We start from the raw sequence: 22,439 nt of genomic DNA, 5'->3' as shown, positions 1-22,439 counted from the left end.
CGTCGCCACGGTCAGTGGTCCGTGTCAGCATGAAGCATGTTCCGGATGCCGAACTCCCCCGTTTCCCCCACCGAATCGCCCCGCGCCCTGTGCGCGATTGTGCCCCCGTTTTTGCTCTCGCGAATCGCGACGCTTGACGACCCTCGCTTCGAGCGAGCCGCACATGCCGCGCGTCGTTCGTTGACCGATATCGGCCACGATCACCTCGATCATGGCCGCCACGAGCACACGCTCCCGCCGCGATCGCTGCGCCCGGATAAGACGGCCGTCGCGCGCGGCACCATCAGCCGGGCCATTTCGGATGCTCAGACGGGCGAGACCCTTCCCGGCGTTCTGGTGCGGTCAGAGGGTGAGCCCGAGACGGGCGACGCGTCAGTCTCCGAGGCCTATGACGGCCTCGGCCACACCTTCGCCCTGTTCTGGGAGGTGTTCGAGCGCGACTCGATCGATGACCGCTCCTCGCCGCTCGAGGCAACCGTGCACTTTGGCCGGGAGTACGACAACGCCTTTTGGGATGGCAGCCGCATGGTCTTCGGCGATGGTGACGGTGAGATCTTCACCGGCTTCACTCGCTCGCTCAGCGTAATTGGGCACGAGCTTGCGCACGGAGTTACCGAGTTCACCGCCGGGCTTGTGTACCGCGGGCAGAGTGGTGCGCTCAATGAGCACGTCTCCGACGTTTTCGGGGCTCTCGTCGAGCAGTATGCCTGGGGGCAGGCAGCAGGCGAAGCATCGTGGCTCGTGGGCGAGGGAATCTTCACCGACGAGGTCGAGGGCAATGCGCTGCGATCCCTGCGCGCGCCGGGTACCGCCTACGACGACGACGTGCTCGGCAAAGACCCGCAGCCGGCGCACTGGGATGACTTCATCGTGACTCAAGAAGACAACGGTGGAGTACACCTCAACTCGGGCATCCCCAACCGCGCCTTCTGGAGCGCTGCCGATACGCTCGGCGGCTTCGCGTGGGAGCGTGCCGGTCAAATCTGGTTCGACACCCTCACGAATGGCTCGCTCACACCCCGCAGTGATTTCTCGGAATTCGCTGCGGCCACCATCGCGGCGGCGGTGGCGCGCTTTGGCGACGGGTCAGAAGAACAGCGCGCGGTCGAGGCCGGCTGGGCACTCGTCGGAGTAGTGCCGACCACGAACTAAACCACTGCGCACTAAGCGCCCGCGGGTTCAGCGCTGTTAGCTCCCCCGCCTTTCGGATCCGGTGGCCCGCTGGCCTGTTCGCCCTCACAGCAACGGGATAGCATGCACGTGTGAAAGTACAGGTGTGGCGAAGCGGCGGCCTCCTCGGTCGACGCGTGGAGTGGGCTGTCGTTGTCGACGAACAGCCGGATCCCGACCAGTGGTATGTGCTGATCTCCGAGATCCCATGGAACGAGCATCCGGTCGAGAACGCGATGCCCGACCGCTACACCTACGAAATCCACTGCGAACCGCACGAAGCCGTCGTTCCCGAGCAGCAGCTCGTGGGACCGTGGCGAGAACTGGTTGATCGCGTGCGGGAAGCAGATTCGAGCCCGCGACGCCCGCAGCCCGAGTCGCAGCCCGCACCGGAATGCGACGCTGAAGCTTCACCCGCGACAGAGACCGAAGACAGTTCTGACGCGCAGCACGAGACCGACCCGCTCGGCGGTGAGGACGAGCCCGACGGCGAACGCTAGCGCAGCGGGTCGAACGCCTCGAGCAGTGGGTGCTTCTCGCCACCGGTGATCGAGTCGGCAAGGATCCGCCCCGTGAGCGGACCAAGGGTGACTCCCCACATGCCGTGACCGCCAGCAACGTGAACGCGCGGCGAGCGCGTGCCGCCGACGAGTGGCAAGCCGTCGGGAGTGCAGGGGCGCGAGCCGACCCACTCTTCTTCGCGGGCATCCCAGTCGACGCCGTCGAACATGGGGCTGGCCGCGTTGACGATGGTTTGGATGCGGCGAGAATCGGCGGGCGCATCGGCCGACCGAAATTCCATCATGCCTCCCACCCGCAGCCGGTCGCCCAGGGGCGTGCAGGCTACGCGCTGAGCGGGCAGGTAGATCGGGTGCGTCGGAATCACGGGCGGCTTCACACTGAAGCTGTACCCACGGCCGGACTGCACGACTTGGCGCACACCGAACTGGCGGGCGAGGTCGCCGAGCCAGGTTCCGGTAGCAATAACAACGTCGTTGCTGAGCACGGCATTCTGGCCTTCGACATCAACGGCAACGCCGGCAGCACCGAGGTCACGGATGCCGGTCGCTTTCGCACCCTCCACGATCGTGGCGCCGCGAGCGCGCACGGATGCCGCCAGCACGTGCATGAACGAGGGCGGGTTGATGAAGCGCTGGCCATCCACGCGCAGCCCATGTGTCACGATCTTCGAGACACTCGGCTCGAACTCTCGCAGCTCGTCGCCGGTGATCTTCTCAAAGCTCACGTGTCCGCCACCGGCAGCAACCTCATCGAATTCGTGGGTGATGATCTGGCGGTCGGCGTCGCTCGTGAAGGCGGCGAGGAAGGGTTCAGCGCGCTGCAGGGCGGCGGAGACTCCCCCGTCTTCCATGCGGTCGAAGGATTCGAGGCTCCACTTGTTGATCTCGGCGAAGGTGACCATGTTGCGCCGCCACATTGTGGGCGTCGAGTGACGCGCGAAGCCGGCGAGGAAGCGCAGCAGCGTCGAGTTGGCGGCGACCGGAACGTACACCGGCGAGGTGGGGTCAATAACGGCCTTGATGCCGACTTTGAAGATCGAGGGCTCGGGCAGCGGAAGCGTCAGTGCGGGAGCAACCCAGCCGGCGTTACCGAGCGACGCACCGGCAGCAACACCCGTGCGGTCGAGAACCGTGACTTCTACGCCACGCTCCTGCAAAAACCAGGCTGTGCACAGCCCTACGATTCCGGCGCCAATAATGGTGACTTTCGCAGGCTGTGTCATGGTTCCCTACTTCGTGAAGCTGACGTGCTGGGTAATCCAGTTATGCATCGCTACGGCAGCCGCGGCGGACGCATTGATGGATCGGGTTGAACCGAACTGGCTGATCTCCACGACATCCGTGGCGGCATCGATTGCTTCGGGCGAGAGCCCGGGGCCCTCTTGGCCAAACAGCAGCACGCAGCGCTGGGGCATGTCAAAAGTTTCGATGATGACGCTGCCGGGCACGTTGTCGATCGCGATGATAGGCAGGTCGTTGGCCGCAGTCCACTCGACGAAGGCCGCGACATCCGGATGATGCAGCACGTGCTGGTAACGGTCAGTGACCATGGCGCCGCGTTTGTTCCAGCGCCGCCGCCCAATGATGTGCACGGTGTCGGCACCGAAGGCGTTGGCGCTGCGCACGATAGAACCGATGTTCATGTCGTGCTGCCAGTTCTCGATGGCCACGTGGAATGGATGCCGCGTCACGTCGAGATCGGCAACGATCGCTTCCATGTTCCAGTAGCGATACCGGTCAATAACGTTGCGGGTATCGCCGCGTTCGAGCAGCACGGGATCGTAGTGGGGTTCGGTGGGCCATTCGCCCTGCCACGGCCCCACCCCGTTGGTCGACAGCTCGACGCTGGGGTTCGGTTCAGTCACGATTCCACGATAGTCGTCGGCGACCCCGCCTGAGTACCGCCTCGGAGCGGCACCACAGGCTGGAGCACTGCCCTTCGGGGCGACCCCGCGCGACTAGCCTTCGTAGCGTTCAACCCGGAGAACGCACGTGAGGTCGTCTTCCGCGACATCAATAACGGTCTCCCAGTCGGTGGTGTCTCCCGGCTCGGTCGCGTCGACATCCACCTGAGTGAGAGCGCGAGTGTCGTTGGCGCCGTTAAGCAGGGAGACATAGATGCGGTAGGTAGCGCTGGCATCGGTCGAGTTCGTCACGACACCCGAGACGGTCCACTCGTCGCCCGTGCGCTCGCACTCGTTGACGGTGGAGTCAGCAAGAGCACCCTGCAGGTTCTCACCAGTACCGGGAGCATCCGTGATATCGGTCACGCCCGGAGTCTGCTCGGCCGAGCTCGAGGTCTCATCAGGGTCGGGCTGTCCGTCGGTGCCGTCATTCGTGCACCCCGCAAGCGTCAGCGCGAGGATCGCGAATGGTGCAGCGGTAGCGGTCAGTCGTGTGCGGAGCTTCATGATTCTTCCTGTCGTTGTCTTCTGCGTGCGAGCAGGATCAGGGCGAGGCCGGCGAGTAGCGCGCCCAACCCGGTTGCGAGTGTTCCTCGGGGATCCGACCCAGTGTAAGAGAGAGCCTTGGTAGGTAGCTGCAAAGTTGTCTGTGCCGTTGCCACCACGGGGTCTCCCGAGTTGATTTCGGTGCTGGTGACCGTCGCCGTTTCGTACAGCGTCGTTCCCGCGTCGCTTTCCCGGATGACATAGGTCGCCGTCGCTGTGACCGACTCACCAGGAGCGAGCACGCCGACTGCGCCAGACCAGGCACCGTAGTTCATCGGCGAGAGGCCGGAACGCGGATCGGCAATCGAGACATTCGTCAGCGGCAGCGTTCCCGTGTTGGTGGCCACGTAGGTGAAGATCACGACATCGCCGGGGAAACCCTGCTGGCCCGCGCCGAGCACGCCCGAGAGCGTCAGTGCAATGTTTGGCTCGTTCGGAATCGGGAGAACGTCAGTGGCCTCTTCCGGCGCGATGGGGCCTGATGGCGCGTTCGCGTCGACCGTGGCCACGTTCGTGGTCTGTTCGTCATCCACGTCATCCTGAGTGATCACGTAGGTTGCCGTTGCCGTCACGGACTCACCCGGAGCCAACTCGCTAGGAGTACCCGGCCAGTTGTAGGTGAGCGCGGAGACGCCCGGCTTGGGATCGGTGATTACGACTCCGGTGAGCGTGACGTTACCGGTGTTGACGACCTCGATGACGTAGTTCACGGTTGCACCCTGCTGGCCGAAGGTCGCGAACGAACTCGTCTTCGTGATGGTCATCGACGGGTTTTCGACGATCGGCGTTGAGCCGGTGGCCGTGTCCGTCACCACAGCGCCCACTGCCGGCGTGCCCGCCGTGGAGGCGTCGGAGCTGATCGAACCAGCATCCACGTCATCCTGAGTGAGCACGTACGCTGCGGTTGCCGTAGCCGACTGGCCCGGCGCGAGAACGCCCGGAGTGCCCGGCCAGGTGATCGTCAGCGCGCTGAGATCGATCTGGTCGTCGGCGATCGTGACACCGTTCAGCGTGACATCACCGGTGTTGGTGACCTCGAAGCTGTACTCCACGGTGTCTCCCGCGTTGCCGGTCGCGCCAACGGCGAGCACCTGAGTCTTCGTGATCTCAATGTCAGGCGAACCTGCCGCGGTCGGCACCACAACAGTGTTCGACGTGTCGACAATGTCATCGCCCGCCAGATTCGTCGAAGCTACGTTTGCGGTGTTCGACGCCGAACCGGCATCGAACTCAGCCTGTGTGACTTGGTAACTCGCGGTTGCCGTAATCGACTCTCCCGGAGCCAACACGCCCACTGCTGCAGGCCAAGAACCGTACGCAACCGCTGTCGTTCCGACTTTGGGGTCAGTGACAGTGACGTCACTCAGTGTGGTTTCTCCCGTGTTCTCCACGGTAAAGGTGTAATCGATCCAGGAACCCACGACCACGGGGTTCACCGCGTCGCGCGGTTCGCCCGCCTTAGCGATGTCAATGCTCGACAGCGCCTCGATGAGCGGAACCACGGTGACGGCAGAATCAGCATCAACGGCGGTTGCGGCAGGAGAGTTACCCGCACCGGTCGCGATGTTGCGCACTTCACCAGCATCGACATCCGCCTGATCAACAAGACGGGTCGCCGTGACGGTGACGCTTTCGCCGGGTGCGAGAACGCCCGGAGCGGCCGGGTCTGGCCACGTGTAGACGAAGCCGGTGAGACCCGGGATTGTGTTCGAGAGCGTCACACCATCGAGCGTGACGTTTCCGTCGTTCGTGATCGTGAACGTGTAGTCCATGCCGTCGCCGAGCACACCCGTTGCTCCGGCAGCGAGGGCCGCAGTGTGCGAAGTGACGATGGATGGCGCAGCATCCTCGGTCGGGCTGAGCACAGTGTTCGAGACACCGGTCACTTCGGTACCGTCTGGCGCCGTTCCGATCGCCGTCGCCGTGTTCTCCACGGTGCCGCTGTCGACATCGGCCTGCGTCACGGTGTACACAACAGAACCGACGGCCTGCTCATTCGGGCCGAGAATACCGGTGGCCGACGGGAAGGTGAGATCGGAGGGAACTACATCGATCAACGGATCGATCACTTCAACAAGATTGAGCGTGACATTTCCTGTGTTTGTCACGATGAAGCTGTAGGTGATCTCCGAGCCAACTTCGCCCGCACCCGAGGTCATCACGCCGGACTTCTCAGCGGTGATGCTGGGGTCCGACGCTGCCGTGGGTTCGCGATCAACGTTCGACGTCGCCGTGACAGCGTCGCCGCCGGGCGTGAGCCCCCGAGCGGATGCGGTGTTGTCGACATAGCCGCGGTCAACGTCATCCTGTTCGAGAACGTAGGTCGCGCTCGCCGTCGCCGACTCACCCGGAGCGAGCACGCCACTGTTGGCGGGCCACGCGATCGAGTTGATCGAAACGTTGTCAATGCTGTCGGTGATGGTCACCGAGCGCAGCGTGACGTTTCCGATGTTGGTGACGACGATCGTGTAATCGATAGTGTCGCCAGGACCGTTCTCGCCAGCAACAGCCAGCTCACTGCTCTTCGTTACTTGCAGCACGCCGTCAGCCGCGAGAGCGACCGTTGCGGGAGCGGTAGCGGTCGCGGCCGCACCCACGGGAGGGGTTCCCTCACCGGTGACGACACTCGACACAGCACCGGAGTCGATGTCAGCCTGGGTCAACGTCTGAACTCGCACGGCCGTGACGGTGTCGCCGGGCTCGAGAACGCCGACGGCACCCGGCCAGGTGTAGTCTCCAGCCGGCAGTGCGCCGAGGAAGTCGCTGAGCTCAACGCCGGAGAGCGTCACGTTACTGGTGCTCGTAAAGCTGTAGTTCCAGGTGACCGTGTCGCCTTCGACGGCCGGACCGGGATTCGTTAGAGCGCCAACATTGGTCACCGAAACGACAACGCTCGGAGCCTCGGTGGGCACCTCGACCGTGTTCGAGGTGGCGGAGATGGGATCGCCGCGCACCGGAACCGCCGTGGCACTCGCGGTGTTCTCGACGAAGCCACGGTCAACATCCGACTGGCGGATGACGTAGCTGGCCGTTGCGATGACCGTCTCGTTGGGAGCGAGAGTCTCTACCGCGGTCGGCCACTGCACATCGGGCGTGGTCATTCCGGGCAGCGGGTCGGTAACAGCGATCGAACCGATCGTGACGTTACCGGTGTTCCGAACCTCGAACTCGAAGTCCACGGTGTCGCCGACGCCGTTCTCGCCCGTCAGAGCGAGCTCGCCCGACTTCACTACCGTCATGCTCGGTTGCGGCTGAACCGTGTACACGATGACCTCGTTGGTCGTCGCCGGAACGTCATCATTGTTCGGATCGGTCGCACCAACATCCGCAATGTTCGAGATGTAGCCGCGGTCCACGTCGGCCTGCGTGAGCTGGACCGACGCTTCACCGATGACGGTTTCTCCGGGCAACAGAACGCCAGGCTGCGCAGGGTTCGGCCACGTAATAACGGGAACGCTCAGTCCAGGAAGTGGATCGCGCAGTTCACCATCGACGAGCGTGACATTACCCGTGTTGGTTGCTTCGAGACGGTAGTCGACCCAGTCGCCAACCTGCCCGATTCCACCGGCGCGCAACTCGCCCCACTTGGTGGCGTCGAGTTCGCCGTTCGCGGCGATCGAGACAGCGGCGGGCGCAGTCTCGGTGAACGCGGTGCCTGATGGCGGCGTCGCGCTACCGGTGACGATGTTCGCGACGGAACCGGAGTCGATGTCATCCTGAGTGAGCGCGTAAGTCGCCGTAGCCGTCACGGTGGCCCCGGGCGCCAGCGTTCCCTCCGTCGCAGTGGGCCACGAGTACACGAGAGCGGACAGGCCCGGAAGTGGATCAGCCAGCGATACCGCGGTCAGCGTCTGGTTACCGTTGTTCGTGAGTGAGAACTCGTACTCGACGAGGTCACCCTCGAAGCCGGTCGAACCGGGAGCGAGGGCACCGCTCTTGGTGACGAGGATGGCGGGCGCAGCCGCATCCGTCGGCGTCGACTCAAGCGCCGTGTTGCTCGCAACGGCGACGTCGGTCGGTGAAGTGCCGTTAGCGACGGCCGTATTGTCGACCGTACCCGCATCGACGTCGGCCTGAGTGATCGCGTACGTCGCGGTCGCCGTGGCGGTCTCTCCCGGAGCGAGCACGCCGTTGGCGCCTGGCCAGGTCACCACAGGAGTGCTGAGGCCGGGCAGGGGGTCGGAGATCACGATGTCATCTACCGTGACATTTCCGGTGTTCTCCACCTCGAACGTGTAGGTGATGATGTCGTTGACACCAGCGCTCGCCCCCGTGCTCGATGACTTCGTCAAAAGCAGTGACGCAGCGGCGGGAGCAACCGTTGTTTCGGTAACCGTCGTGCTCACCGAGATGGTGTCGCCAATCGGCGGCTTTCCGCTGGCGGTCGCGATATTCGACACGCTGCCGCGGTCGACGTCATCCTGAGTGATCGTGTAGTTGGCCGTAGCCGTAACCGTCTCACCTGGTTGCAGCTCTCCGGGCGTTCCCGGCCAAGAGAAGACAGGGCTGCTGACACCGACGAGCGCGTCAACCAGATCCACGAGAGTCAAGGTGACGTTACCCGTGTTGGTGATTCCGAAGTCGTAATTAATGGTGTCGCCGAGACCGCCGTCGACAGCCACATTCCCGACCTTCGTGACGGCCATCGCGGCTTGCGGAGCGAGCGCAACCGACGCCTTCGCAGGGTCGCTGACGGCGTCACCGCGCGGAGGCGTTCCCGAACCAACAGCATCGTTCTCAACGGTGCCCGCATCGATCTGCGCCTGCGTCAATGTGGATGTTGCCGTTGCGGTGACCGATTCGCCCACCTCGAGAGTGCCGTCGGTGCCGGGCCACGTGTAGGTCAGAGCCGAAATACCCGCGAGGGAATCGACGATCTCTACACCCGTGAGCGTGACGTTGCCCGTGTTGCTGAGCTCAAAGGACCAGTTAACGGTGTCCCCTTCGTCGGCGCGAGCCGGGTCGGCGAGCACGCCGCTCTTGGTGAGTTCCACCTCGGCACGAATCGTTTCGGTCGGAACCGTGTTCGCTTCAGAGTCATCCGTGACAGTGGTGCCGTTGGGGTCAACGCCATCAGCGGTCGCGATATTCAGAACGGCGCCAGCATCCACGTCATCCTGCGTGATTTCGTAGTTGGCCGTCGCCGTAGCGATCTCACCGGGAGCGAGCAGGCCGGGGCTCGCCGGCGTGGGCCACGTGATCGTGATCGCGGAGAGGTTCGGAAGCGGGTCTGTCAGCGTGACCGAGTCCAGCGTGACGTTACCCGAGTTGAGAATCTCGAAAGAGTAGTCGATGGTGTCGCCAACGTCAGCCGTGCCTTGAGGCGCGCCCGACTTGCTCACGGTGATGTTCGGGGCAGGCAGAACGGTCGGCACGATGACCTCGTTGGAGGTCTCGACCACGAGAACACCCTTCGGAGTCTCGGCAGACATATCTGCAATGTTCGAGATGAAGCCGCGGTCAACGTCTTCCTGCGTCAGCTCGTAGGTTGCGACGCCGACGACCGACTGGCCGACCGGAATCTCGCCAGGCTTGGCGGGGTCTGGCCACGTAATAACCGGAACCGAAAGCCCCGGCAGCGGGTCAAGCAGCTGGCCATCGTACAGGGTGACGTTTCCGTCATTGGTCACGGTGAGCGTGTACTCGACCGTGTCTCCGACAGCACCAACGCCTCCGTTGAGAACGACGCCCTCCTTGAGCGGAGTGAGTACCGGAGCGGGAGCAATCGTGACGGTCTCTGTCGCGGTGTCGTTCACCGTGTCCGCCGTGGGAGTGGTGCCCTCGGCCGTGACTTCGTTGTCGACCTTGCCCGCGTCGACGTCGTCCTGCGTGAGCTCGTAGGTCGCAACTGCAGTCGCACTTTGTCCCGGAGCAAGCGTTCCGTCGGTCGCAGTCGGCCACGTGTAGGTCAGTGCGCTGAGTCCCGTAAGCGGATCAGAGAGCTCAACATCAGTGAGCGTGACGTTTCCGCTGTTGCGTACGGTGAAGGAGTACTCGACAGTGTCCCCCGCGAATCCGGCAGCGCCGGCCTCGAGCGCACCATTCTTGGTGGTCTCAATCGCTGCAGCAGCAGTGACCGTTGGTACATCGATGGGGCCAACGGAATCATCGACTGCGCCCAGCGGCGATGTGGCATCAACATCCGCCGAGTTGCGCACGTAGCCGAGGTCAATATCGGATTGCGTGATTGCGTAGGTCGCGGTTGCAGTCGCGGTCTCATTCGGAGCAAGCTCACCCGCAGCACCGGGCCACGAATAAACAATGGTTGAGAGGCCGACGAGCGGGTCATCAATCGCAACACCCGTGAGCGTTGTGTTTCCGGTGTTCTGCAGCGTGAAGTCGTAGTGCACGAGGTCGCCCAACCCCGCGCCATCAGGGGTGCTTCCAACCTTGTCGATCGTTACTGAATCCGTGCGCTCGACCGTGGGGTTGACGGCCGGGTCCGAGAATTCGAGGTACTCGGTGCCGTCGGGTAGGGAGCCGATCGCTTCGGCCGTGTTCGTCACTTCGCCGGCGTCAACGTCTGCTTGAGTGATCGTGTAGGTGGCGGTGGCCGTTGCCGTCTCACCGGGAGCCAACACCCGGTCAGCTCCCGGCCACGTGATTACCGGGCTGCTCACGCCCGGCATCGAGTCGATGAGCACAACACCGGTGAGGGTCACGTTTCCGGAGTTGGTAATGCTGAAGCCGTAGTCGACAACATCACCCACTTCGCCCAGTTGGGTTCCCAAGTCACCGGTCTTCGTGATGGTGAAGTTGGGTGACGCCGTAAGCGGGAGCGTCGCCGATGCTGGCTGCCCTACCGCGGATCCTGTGGGAGGCGTGCCCGATGCATTGACGCTGTTCGCGAGCGAACCAGCATCGATGTCGCTCTGGAGGAGCGTGTAGGTTGCAGTGGCCGTGACGGCATCGCCCGGGTTGAGCAGACCGTCAGTCGCCGTTGGCCACGTTCCGAACGCTACGTCAGTCAGGCCCGGCAACTGGTCGATCAGATCGACGGATGTCAGTGATACGTTTCCGTCGTTGGTCACGGTGAAGGTGTACTCCACGGTGTCACCCGCGACACCCGTAGCGCCGGCCGCGAGTGCCGCGCTCTTGGTCGCGCTGAGCGAGGGGTCAGCCTCAACAATCTCGGTAACGACCTCGGGCGAGGAGCCGCTCACCGGGGTGCTCTGCGCACCGGTTCCACTGGCGGTCGCCGTGTTCACGACCTCTCCCGCGTTCACGTCATCCTGAGTGATTTCGTACGTTGCCGTGGCGGTGACGCTGTCGCCGGGGGCGAGCGTCTGGGTGGTGTTCGCGACATCCCAGTTGACCGTGAGGCCCGTGAGACCGGGCAGTGGGTCAGCAAGGGTGATGCCGTCGATCGTGACGTTTCCATCGTTCGTGATCGTGAACGAGTAGGCGATCTCATCGCCAACCTCACCCGCGTCGGCAACAACAGCAGTCTTGTCGACGCTCAAGATCGGGGCGGGGCGCACCGTCGGAATGACGACAGTATTAGAGACCGCAGGAACGACAGCGTCGTTCGGCGTCAACGCCTGCACGTCGGCAGTGTTCTCGATGTACCCACGGTCGATGTCGGCCTGAGTAAGCGTGTACTCCGCGGTTCCGGTGACGGACTCGCCCACGCCGAGAACGCCGGGCTGAGCCGGATCTGGCCAGACGATGTTGGGATCGCTGATGCCCGGAAGCGGATCGACCAACTGGCCGTCGTGCAGCGTGACGTTTCCGGTGTTGGTGGCGGTCACGGAGTAGTCGATGATGTCACCGACTTCGCCGATTCCCCCGGCACGCAGCTCGCCCGTCTTGATCGCACTGAGGCTTGCGTCGGGTTCAACAACGACTGTTGCGGCGACTTCGGTGCCGTCCACGTCAACGGCGTTGGGGTCAACACCGGATGGTGTGGCGAGGTTCACCACAGAACCAGAGTCCACGTCGCTCTGCTTGAGCTCGTAGGTCGCTACCGCCGTTGCGGTCTCGCCCGGCGCCAAGACGCCGTCGGTCGCGGTGGGCCAGGTGTAGGTGATGGCCGACAGATCGGTGAGCTGGTCAGCCAACGTGACGCCCGTGAGTGTGACGTTTCCATCGTTCGTGATCGTGAAGGCGAACTCGATGAGGTCTCCCGCTTCACCCTCAGAGCCGGATTCCAACGCACCGGTCTTGGTCGCCGAAATAGCAGCGGCCTGAGTGACGAGAGGCGTGACCGCGGCAGGCGAGTCATCCGTGACGGCAGCGCCGTCGCGAGCGGACTCGGCGTCACCGGTCGCGATGTTGCTGACCGAGCCAGCATCGACATCCGCCTGCGTGATCGTGTAGTTCGCGGTGGCCGTGACGGATTCACCGGGAGCAAGTTCGCCATCAACACCGGAGACCCATTCGCCGTAGACGAGAGTACTGAGACCCGCGAGCGAGTCGGTGATCGCCGCATCCGTCAGCGTGACATTTCCGTCATTCAGCAGTGTGATCGTGTAGCTGATCGTGTCGCCAACCACGCCGGCGCCGTTGAGCACAGCATCCTTTGTCGTGACAAGGGCGGGCGCCGCAGCGTCGGTAGTGACGGTGACGGTGTTGGAATCTTCATCGAGGGTGTCGCCGGCCGGCGTCGAAGCGAGCACGCTCGAGTCGTTGTCGACGAAACCGCGGTCGATGTCTTCCTGCGTCAGGACGTAAGTGGCAGTTGCCGTCAACACGTCGTTCGGGCCGAGGGAACCGGCGGGGTTGCCGTCCCAGTCGTCGTAGCTGATCGCCGAAACACCGTCGAGGTCATCGATGATGCTGATCGAGCTCAGCGTGACGTTGCCGGTGTTAGTGACGGTGAAGGTGAAGCTAACGGAGTCACCGAGCCCGCGGGCTGCGGGCGAGGCGTCTTCAGCCTTGACGATGGTGATTCCCGCATCGGGAGCCAAGGGCACGGTCGCCGCGGTGGTTGCGTTTGCGACGGCGCCACGAGACGGAGTACCGGATGCGGTCACGGTGTTCACAACGGAACCCGAGTCGACATCCGCCTGCGTCACCTCGTAGCCGGAAGCAGTGGCCGCTACAACGTCACCGGGGTCGAGCTGACCGGAGACACCACTGGGGAAGGTACCGAAGACGGGGTTTACACCAGCAAGCGCATCGTTGAGGGTGACACCGCTGAGCGTGACATTGCCGGTGTTGGTTACCGTGAAACTCCAGTCAATCAGGTCACCGGCGTCCTGCGCGGCGGTGCCTGTTTTCGTGACCGCAATTCCGGGCGCTGCGGGCTCGGTCGGAGTAGTCACCGACGAAACTGGGCTTTCGATCGGAACCGCGCCGAGCAACGTTCCTTCGGATTTCACGGTGTTCGTGACCGAACCCGCATCAACGTCAGCCTGACTGATCGTGTAGTTCGCTGTTGCTGTCGCGATCTCGCCCGGCAACAGAGTCGTTGACGACAGAGTGGGCGTCGCCGCACCAAGGAGTGGGTCGTTCAAGACGATGTTTTCGACCGTGACGTTACCCGTGTTCTCCACCGAGAACGAGTACGTGATTTGGGTACCCTCAGCGGCAGGGCTAGGAACCGAGCTCGCGGTTTTTGTCGTCGTCAGTTCCGGCCGCTGGAGACCCGTCGCCACGGTGACGGGGCCCGAGGAGGCGTTCACTTCAGGCGCGCCTCCCGGCGGCTGAGCGCTCACGGTGGCTGTGTTTGTTACCGAGCCGAGATTGATGTCGTCTTGGTTGATCACGTACGACGCCGTTGCCACAGCCGTCTCACCGGGCGCAAGCTCGTTGTCAGCTCCTGGCCACGTGAAGGTAGGCGTGCTCAGTCCCGGGAGGCTGTCGATCAGGGTAACGACAGTAAGGGTCTGGTTTCCCGTGTTGCGCATCGTCATCGTGAAGATAACGGTGTCTCCGAGGGCTCCATCGCCGATTACTTCAGACGTCTTCTGCACTTCGATGCGCGGGTCAGGCGTGATCGAGACCGTCTCCGAATCGGTTTCGGTGAACGGCGTACCCGACGGCGGGGTGGCGGTGAGCGTTGCAGTGTTGCTGACGGAACCAGCATCCACGTCGGACTGCTTGACCGTATAGTCAGCGGTTGCCGTGGCCGTTTGCCCCGGAGCGAGAACACCTGTAGCGCCTGGCCACGTGTAGGTAAGTGCGCCAAGATCGGGCAGTGGGTCGCTGAAGGCGACTCCCGTCAATGTGACGTTACCGGTGTTCTTTGTCGTGAAGGTGTACGTGATGGTGTCGCCCGCTAGCCCGAGCGAACCGGGAGCGAGCGCACCGGTCTTCGAGAAGGTCGCCGCGGGGTTGGCGGCCACCGTCGGCGTAACCACTTCATCCGAAGGATCGGTGATGACGCCAGCGGAGGGAGACGTGCCCTGACCTGTTGCCGTATTCGTGACAGATCCGGAGTTAACGTCGGACTGCTTGATCGTGTACTTGGCGGTGGCGACCACCTGGGTGTTGGGCTGCAGGGTGCCGGTGACACCCCCGGGCCACGCGCCGTAAGTGAGCGCGCTCAAACCGGGAAGCGGGTCACTCGCCGAGACCGAAGTGAGGGTCGTGTTTCCCGTGTTGCGAACCGTGATCGTGTACGTGATGACATCGCCAACAGCACCGGTTCCCGCAACACTCGAAGTCTTAGTGGTGAGGATGCCCGGAACGCGCGGCGCGGTCGGTGTCGCGACTGCTGCAGACGATGCTGTCGTGTTCGGGCCCGTGGGCGGCTTGCCCGAAACGGATGCCGTGTTGTTCACAACCCCGGCGTTCTGATCGGCCTGACGGATCACATAGTCAGCGGTTGCCGTAATCGTCTGGCCCGGAGCGAGGCGACCGGCGGTGCCACTTGGCCACGTGCCATACGTGAGGGCGGAGAGACCAGGATGCGGGTCCGCAATGATCACGTTGGTCAGCGTGACGTTACCGGTGTTCTCAGCGGTGAAGGTGTAGCGGATGGTGTCACCCACCACGCCGGTGCCGGGAGAAACGATGGCCGCGGTCTTGTCGAGCGTGATGCTGGAGTTCGATGCGAGCGGAAGGGTTGCCGGGGCAGTGGCCGTTGCGGGTGAACCACGCGGCGGAGTACCCGAACCGTTGGCGGTATTCGAGACCGCGCCAGCGTCGATGTCCGCCTGCGTGAGCACGTACGTTGCCGTCGCCGAGACGCTCTGGCCCGGAGCCAAGGTTCCCGCCGTCGAGGGCCACGTGCCGTAGGTCACGGAGGAGATGCCGGGCAGAGAGTCAGTGACCGACACCGAGGTAAGCGTCACATTGCCTGAGTTTGTCAGTGAGAGGCTCCACGTGACAACGTCACCAGCAACGCCCTGCGCGCCAGGCGCAAGCGCGCCCGACTTGGTCACTCCAAGCTTCGGAGCGGCCGTGACGGTAGGCGTGACGAGCTGCGGCGACGGTGCAGTCACAGCGGCGCCGGTGGGAGGTGTACCCGTTGCGGTCGCAATGTTCTTGACCGAACCGGCGTCGACATCCGCCTGCGTAATTGTGTAGGTGGCGGTTCCAGTGACGGTGCCGTTGGGGTTGAGCTGACCGCTCACGCCGCCCGACCACGTGTACGTGGGGGTGGAGAGTCCGGGCAGCGGGTCGGTCAGCGTGACGCCCGTGAGCGTGACGTTACCGGTGTTCTTGGCTGTGAAGGTGTACGTGATGGTGTCGCCGAGCGCACCGGTACCGGTACCGCCCACCACTGCACTCTTGGTAGTGACAAGCGCGGGAGATGCCGCAACGGTCGGAACAACCGCTTCTGTCGACACTGCGGTAACGACCGGGCCCGATGGTGGGGTTCCGGATGCCGTAGCCGTGTTCTTCACGGAGCCAGCGTTCACGTCGGACTGCTTGATTGTGTAGGTCGCTGTCGCCGTCACCTGCGCGTTGGGAGCGAGAACACCGGTCGTGCCGCCCGGCCAGGTGCCGAACGTGACGGCCGAGAGATCCGGGAGGCTGTCAGTGATGCCGACGCTCGAGAGCGTGACGTTACCGGTGTTCTTCACAACGAAGGAGAAGGTGACGGTGTCGCCAACCTTGTTGGCACCCGCAGCGACGGCACCGGTCTTAGAGACGGTGAGCTTTGCCGTGGAGGCGAGCGGAATCGTCGCGCTACTGGTCTGTGGGGCAGCGGCGCCGCCAATGACACCCGTTCCCGTGGCCGTCGCGGTGTTCGCGATTGAACCAGCGTCGACATCCGACTGCTTCACCGTGTAGGTAGCGGTCGCCGTGACTTGAGTATTGGGCGCAAGCCGTCCAGCGGTACCAGACGGCCACGTGCCATACGTAATTGTCGAAAGACCCACGAGCGGATCGGAAACCTCAGCATCGGTAATCGTGACGTTACCGGTATTGCGGATGACGAAGCTGTAGGTCACCACTTCGCCGGCGGTCGAGGTAGAACCAGCCGGCAGCGTTCCCGACTTCGCGAGCGAGAGCGTTGGCGCCGCCGCGACAGTCGTAGTGACCACGGGGTTCGAATCGTCGTCGACGGGAGTCGCGCCGGGAGCGGTACCGTCAGCCGACGCGATATTCGTAATCGAACCGGCGTCGACATCCGACTGCCGCACGGTGTAGCTAGCAAGAGCGGTAGCCGTCTGGCCCGGTGCGAGCGTGCCGGCGACGCCGGGCCACGTGATGACCGGTGTGGCCAGTCCCACAAGGGAGTCCGTGAGTGTCACGCCGGTAATCGTCTGGTTTCCGCTGTTCGAAATCGCGATGGAGTACGTGATGGAGTCGCCTACTTTGGCACCCGACGTGAGATTCGCCGACTTGGTAGTTGTGAGCTCAGGAGCACCAGCGATAGTTGGCACATTAGCTGTTGACGGCGCAGACGTGACCGTCGCGTTTGTCGGAGTCTTGCCCGACACGGTCGCCGTGTTCGATACCGAACCAGCGTCAACGTCAGCCTGTTTCACCGTGTAGGTGGCCGTTGCTGTCGCGGTCTCACCGGGAGCGATGCGACCCGCGGTAGCGGAAGGCCACGAGTAGACGGGCGCCGAGAGGCCGACGAGTGAGTCCGCGATGGCGACCCCCGTCATCGTGACGTTTCCGGGGTTCGTAATCGTGAACGAGAAGGTCATCGTGCTTCCGACGCCACCGGCGCCCGAGGTGACGGCGCCCGTCTTCGCCACAGCGAGAGCACCGTTGGCAGCAACAGCAACCGTGGCCGGGTCAGTCGCAGAGACGGCGGCACCGGTAGGAGGCGTACCGCGCGTTGTTGCCGTGTTCGATACCGAACCAGCGTCGACATCCGATTGTTTCAGCACGTACGTTGCCGTGGCCGTGACCTGCGTGTTGGGGAGCAAGCGACCCGCAGTGCCGCTGGGCCATGTACCGAACGTGACAGCGGAGAGGCCGGGCAGCGGATCCGTGATGCCGACCCCGGTGAGAGTGACGTTACCGGTGTTACGCACAACGAAGGTGTAGTTCACCGTATCGCCCGCGACTCCGGTGGCACCCGCGGCGAGTTCGGCGTCCTTCGCGAGCGAAATGGTACGCACGGCAGCGACGGTGGGCGTCGTCACCTGCGGCGAGGGGTCTGAGACAGTCTTTCCGCCAAAACTGCCCGTTGAGGTCGCGGTGTTCTTTACTGAGCCGGCGTCCACATCGGACTGAACGATGGTGTACGTCGCGGTGGCTGTGACTTGCGTGTTTGGTGCAAGAGTACCCGCTACGCCGCCCGGCCAGGCACCGTAGGTGAGCGCCGAAAGGCCGGTGAGTGGGTCAGCGATCGAGACCCCGGTGAGCGTCACATTTCCCGTGTTCTTCGCGACAAAGGTGTACGTGATGACATCGCCCACGGCACCGGTTCCTGCAACGCTCGCGCTCTTTTGCGTATCGATTGCGGGCGCCGAAGCGACGGTCGGAACTACCGCCTGCGGAGAAGTCGCCGTCACGGTTCCCCCCGAGGGCGTACTGCCGGATGCCGTAGCAGTGTTCTTGACCGAGCCCGCGTTAACGTCGGCCTGCTTGATCGTGTACGTCGCGGTAGCGGTGACCTGAGTGTTGGGGGCCAGCGTGCCTGCCGTGCCACTCGGCCACGTGCCGAAGGTGACTGCGGAGAGGTCCGGAAGCGTGTCGGTGATGCCCACGCTGGTCGCGGTGACGTTACCGGTGTTGCGCACCACGAAGGAGAACGTGACGGTGTCTCCGACAGAACCGTTGCCGGTCGTGACGGCCCCCGACTTGGAGACAGTGAGCGCGGGACCAGCCGTGATTGGAACGGTGGCGGGGCTGACGCTGGTGACTGCGGCGCCGGTGGGCGGGGTGCCTGAACCGGTGGCCGTGTTCGATACCGAGCCAGCATCCACGTCACTCTGCTTGAGCGTGTAGGTGGCGGTGGCAGTAACCGACTGGCCGGGCGCGAGCGTTCCGGCGGTTCCCGAGGGCCACGTGCCGTAGGTGAGTGCCGAGAGATCGGGCAGGGAGTCGGTTGCCGACACCGAGGTCAGGGTGACGTTTCCCGAGTTGGTGAGCTTGATCGAAAAGTTCACGGTATCGCCAGCGCGGCCGGTGGAACCGGCGGCGAGCGCACCCGATTTGAGGGTAGTGATGACAGGGTTGGCCGCAACAGTGGGAACCGTGATCTCAGGCGAGGGGTTGCTGACAGTGGTGCCGGCGTGAGTACCGCTACCGGTCGCAATGTTCTTGACGGAACCGGCATCCACATCGGACTGCTTGATCGTGTACGTGGCGACCGCGGTAACGGTCTGGCCGGGAGCAAGAACCCCCGTGGCGCCGGGCCACGTGTAGGTCAGTGCCGAGAGGCCCGCGTGGGGGTCCGCGATCGTCACACCGGAGAGGGTGACGTTTCCATCATTCTTCGCGCTGAACGAGTAGTTGATAACGTCGCCAACCTTGCCGCTGGCGCCACCGGCAATTATCGCCGACTTTGAGGTCGTGATGAGTCGCGTGGGCGTCACCGTGGGCACGACCGACTGCGCAGAAGGCTGGGTCACGGTCGCGCCGGCCGGCGTCTTTGCCGTGGCGGTTGCGGTGTTCCTGACCGAGCCGGCATCTACATCGGACTGCTTCACCGTGTAGGTCGCGGTACCGGTAGCGGTTTGGCCGGGAGCCAAAACTCCTGAGGCGCCGGGCCATGTCACCGAGATCGGGCTCAGCCCTGAGAGCGGATCGGTGAGCGAAACCTGACTGAGGGTGACGTTTCCGTCGTTTTTGACGCTGAAGGTGTACGTGACGACCGAGCCGACAGCGCCGGATCCCGACGTGTACGCGCCCGACTTAGTAACCACCATTTGTGCATCGGCGGTGATCGGAACGGTCGCGGGCGTCGTACGCGTCACATCCGCTCCGGTCGGAGGCGTGCCCTTTGCGGTCGCGCTGTTCACAACAGCACCCGCGTCGACATCCGATTGCTTCACTGTGTACGTGGCAGTGGCGGTGACGGACTGGCCGGGAGCAAGGGTGCCGACGGCGCCGGGCCATGTGCCGTACGTAATCGCCGAGAGACCCGAAAGCGGGTCGGTGATGCCCGCGTTCGTCAGGGTGACATTGCCCGAGTTGGTCAAAACGAACGAGTAGTTCACGGTGCTGCCTGCGGTCGAGCCGCCCGCAAGCGCCCCGGCCTTGGTCAGCGAAATTGCGGGGGTGCGAGTTTGCAGCGGAACGTCCACGCGAGGGGATGCCGCAGTAACGGCAGTGCCGCTGGGTGATGTTCCCGAGCTGGTCGCTGTGTTGCGCACCAGTCCGGCATCCACGTCGGACTGTTTCACGGTATAGGTCGCGGTGGCGGTCACCGTCTGGCCGGGAGCCAGGGTTCCGGCGGTTCCCGGCCACGAGTAGGTCAGGGCGGAAAGCCCCGCGAGCGGGTCGGTGATCGTTACGCCGGTGAGCGTGACGTTTCCGGTGTTCTTGGCGCTGAAATTGTAGGTGACAACACTGCCCACGCCCTTGGGGTTGGCGACGGTTCCCGACTTTGTCGTAGTGAGTGCCGGAGCGGCCGGTGCGGTCGCCAGCGTCACCTCATTGCTGACCCCGGTGACGGCAACGTTCTTGGGCGTGCGAGCGGTAACAGTCGCCTGATTCACGATTTTGCCGGCGTTCACGTCTGCCTGCTTGACCGTGTAGGTGGCGGTTCCTGTGGCGGTTTGGCCCGGGGCTAGTCGCCCTGCCGTCCCAGGCCATGTAACGGCAATGGCCGAGAGCCCCGTAAGCGGGTCGGTGAGCGTCACCGAGGTGAGGGTGACGTTACCGGTGTTTTTGACCGAGAACGAGTAGTTAACCGTGTCGCCAACATTTCCGACGCCGGCGCCCGCGTAGGCGGCAGTTTTCTTGGTTTCGAGAACCGCGTTCACGGGGATCGGTGTGGTGCGGTTGGCGGTGGCTGTCGGCTTCACACCGCCGTCGGCATCCGTTCCCGTTGCGGTCGCGGTGTTTGCGATAGACCCCGCATCGACATCGGCTTGCGTAAGCGTGTAGGTCGCCGTCCCGGTGGCGGACGCTCCGGGCGCAAGCGCCCCTGCTGTACCCGTGGGCCACGTGTAGGTGATCGCTGAGAGACCGGGCAGGGGATCGGTGACAGCAACGCCCGTGAGAGGCGAGTCACCGTTGTTTTTGATGGTGAAGGTGTAGTTGAGGGTGTCGCCTGCGCGGCCGGTGGCTCCCCCGGCGAGGGCACTCGTTTTGGCCAGCGAGAGTGAAGAAAGCAGCACCCGCGTGGAGTCGCTACCCGACGCCGGACTATTTCCCACCACGGTACTCGCCGTGGCTGAGGCAGTTGAGTCATAGCTAGCCGTAGTCGGTCCGTTTGCGACACAGGTATACGTGTACGACTGAAGCGGAGCGAGGGTCACTCCGGTCAAAGTTCGCGCACAGTCCGTTTGGTCGTCGGCTACGACGATGTTCTGCAGGATTCCGACGCCGGAGTTCGTGACGGTAATCGTAAAGGTCGCCGCCTCCGTTGCCGTCCGCGACTGCTGGTCGAGGGTTCCGTCGTACGACTTTGAAATGTTGATTCCGGCGCTGGGCACCGAGAGAACGGCGTTTTGCAGTAGGTACGAGTCGCCGCTCGTGCTCATGCGCAGGTTTACTGAGGTGTCGCCGGCCTGCACGTTTGTGAGGTTGACGGTAGCGACATCCACGCTCTGGTTAGTAAAGGGCCCCGGGTCGAGCGGTGCCGTATACCGAACAGAGCCCTCCCCTCGACCGATACCAATGTTGTTGTTGTTCCCGGCACTATTGGCGATCTGGGTGTAGCCGCCGCCCCCGCGCGAGTACTCGGCGATGTCGCCCTGAATGATGCGGTCACCCTCGTAGAGTGAGAAGCCGGCGCGCGTTCCGGTTTCGATAGCGCTGAAGCCGTTGAAGGCAACCGTCAGAGGCGCCTCGGCCGCGGTCATGCGTACGTGACCTTCGTAGAAGATGATGCGGTGTGGCTGCGAGAGCGGTTGGCTCGGGATATAGATTCCGTAGTCATAGACCACGGTCAAGGTCCAACCGGCGTAGCAACCAGCGCCCTGAGGGGCCCAGAGGTCACCGGCGGAAACCGTGAGGGGAGTTCCCGTGACAGCTCCAGCGAATGCCGTCGTCACGTCGGCACTCGCGCTGTAGTAAATCGAGGAGGGCGTACCGACGGGGTCTTCGAGCATCGTCGCCGGCGCCACCGTGGTGACAGGGGCGAGCCCTACCTTAAATTTGGCTGGCGCAGTGCGGTAGCCCGTGGGAGAACCGGCGGGCATCGTCGCAATTCCGCGGCTCGAGTTCGGAGTGGCACAGGCGTAGTCACTGATCCCGGTGTATGCCCCGGTGTTGGCACTCCAGCTGAGGAAGGCTTTCTTGACTGAAGCGCCCGCGGGAATGGTGATGTTTGCCGAGCTTGAGTTTGTCGTGAAGCCGGCAACAGTATTCGAGTTCTCGAGGAAGAAGTTGTCGTTGGCGGTATTGCCGTTTCCGCCCGACGCAGAATGCAGATCAGTACAGGTGCCGATGAGCGCAGCGCTATACAGCGGCCGATTGCAGGCGAGAACGCCGTTACCCGCCATCAGGAAGTCACCGTTGACGGTGGTCTGGTAGTTCGGAGACGTACCCGCGTTAGTACCCCACTGAACGACGGCGGCTTCGGCGGGAGTTGCGGGCATCACCGTCAAACCAGCAACGAGAAGACCGAAGGCGACCAGGGAAGCCACACCCCGCATTAACGCACTACGAACGCGACGGTGCCTGCGCTCCACGTTGATGCTGCTGTGCCGCAATTTCTTACTCCCCCGGGTTAACATTCCTGATTTTGCGGGTCGCCGCATCATCAATGAATTGCCCTTCGGGTGAGCGCCTCTTCTTCAACCATAAACCGTTGGTCGAGGTTTTGGGC

General features: G+C 63.6%; 6 protein-coding genes. 2 read left to right on the top strand and 4 right to left on the bottom strand.

What is annotated here, in order from left to right; genetic code table 11:
* Nucleotides 1–45 precede the first annotated feature (45 nt).
* Nucleotides 46–1,152: a M4 family metallopeptidase gene (locus ACR3YK_RS06260; protein ID WP_486176343.1), complete on the top strand. Its 1,107-nt coding sequence runs from the start codon at nt 46–48 to the stop codon at nt 1,150–1,152.
* A gap of 110 nt (nt 1,153–1,262) precedes the next feature.
* Nucleotides 1,263–1,670, top strand: a complete 408-nt coding sequence (locus tag ACR3YK_RS06255; protein WP_486176342.1) for a protealysin inhibitor emfourin — start codon at nt 1,263–1,265, stop codon at nt 1,668–1,670.
* Here the strand turns inward: ACR3YK_RS06255 and ACR3YK_RS06250 are convergent.
* The 4 genes from ACR3YK_RS06250 to ACR3YK_RS06235 all read right to left on the bottom strand — a co-directional run bounded on the left by ACR3YK_RS06250 (nt 1,667) and on the right by ACR3YK_RS06235 (nt 22,257).
* On the bottom strand, nt 1,667–2,914 hold the full coding sequence (locus tag ACR3YK_RS06250) for an NAD(P)/FAD-dependent oxidoreductase (RefSeq protein ID WP_486176341.1): 1,248 nt from the start codon (nt 2,912–2,914) through the stop codon (nt 1,667–1,669). The genes ACR3YK_RS06255 and ACR3YK_RS06250 overlap by 4 nt on opposite strands.
* Before the next feature lie 6 nt (nt 2,915–2,920).
* A complete protein-coding gene (locus ACR3YK_RS06245) occupies nt 2,921–3,556 on the bottom strand; it encodes a TrmH family RNA methyltransferase (RefSeq protein ID WP_486176340.1) in 636 nt (211 codons plus the stop codon).
* A 93-nt stretch (nt 3,557–3,649) separates the two neighbouring features.
* A complete protein-coding gene (locus ACR3YK_RS06240) occupies nt 3,650–4,102 on the bottom strand; it encodes a hypothetical protein (protein ID WP_486176339.1) in 453 nt (150 codons plus the stop codon).
* Nucleotides 4,099–22,257, bottom strand: coding sequence for a DUF7507 domain-containing protein (locus tag ACR3YK_RS06235; protein ID WP_486176338.1), 18,159 nt, complete (start codon nt 22,255–22,257; stop codon nt 4,099–4,101). Before ACR3YK_RS06235 ends, ACR3YK_RS06240 begins: the two co-directional genes overlap by 4 nt.
* Nucleotides 22,258–22,439 lie beyond the last annotated feature (182 nt).

It is taken from the genome of Salinibacterium sp. 10G20-15 (genome assembly GCF_057365065.1).
The sequence above is the reverse complement of the archived record's forward strand: the minus strand, read 5'-3'. Positions and strand labels throughout refer to the sequence as shown.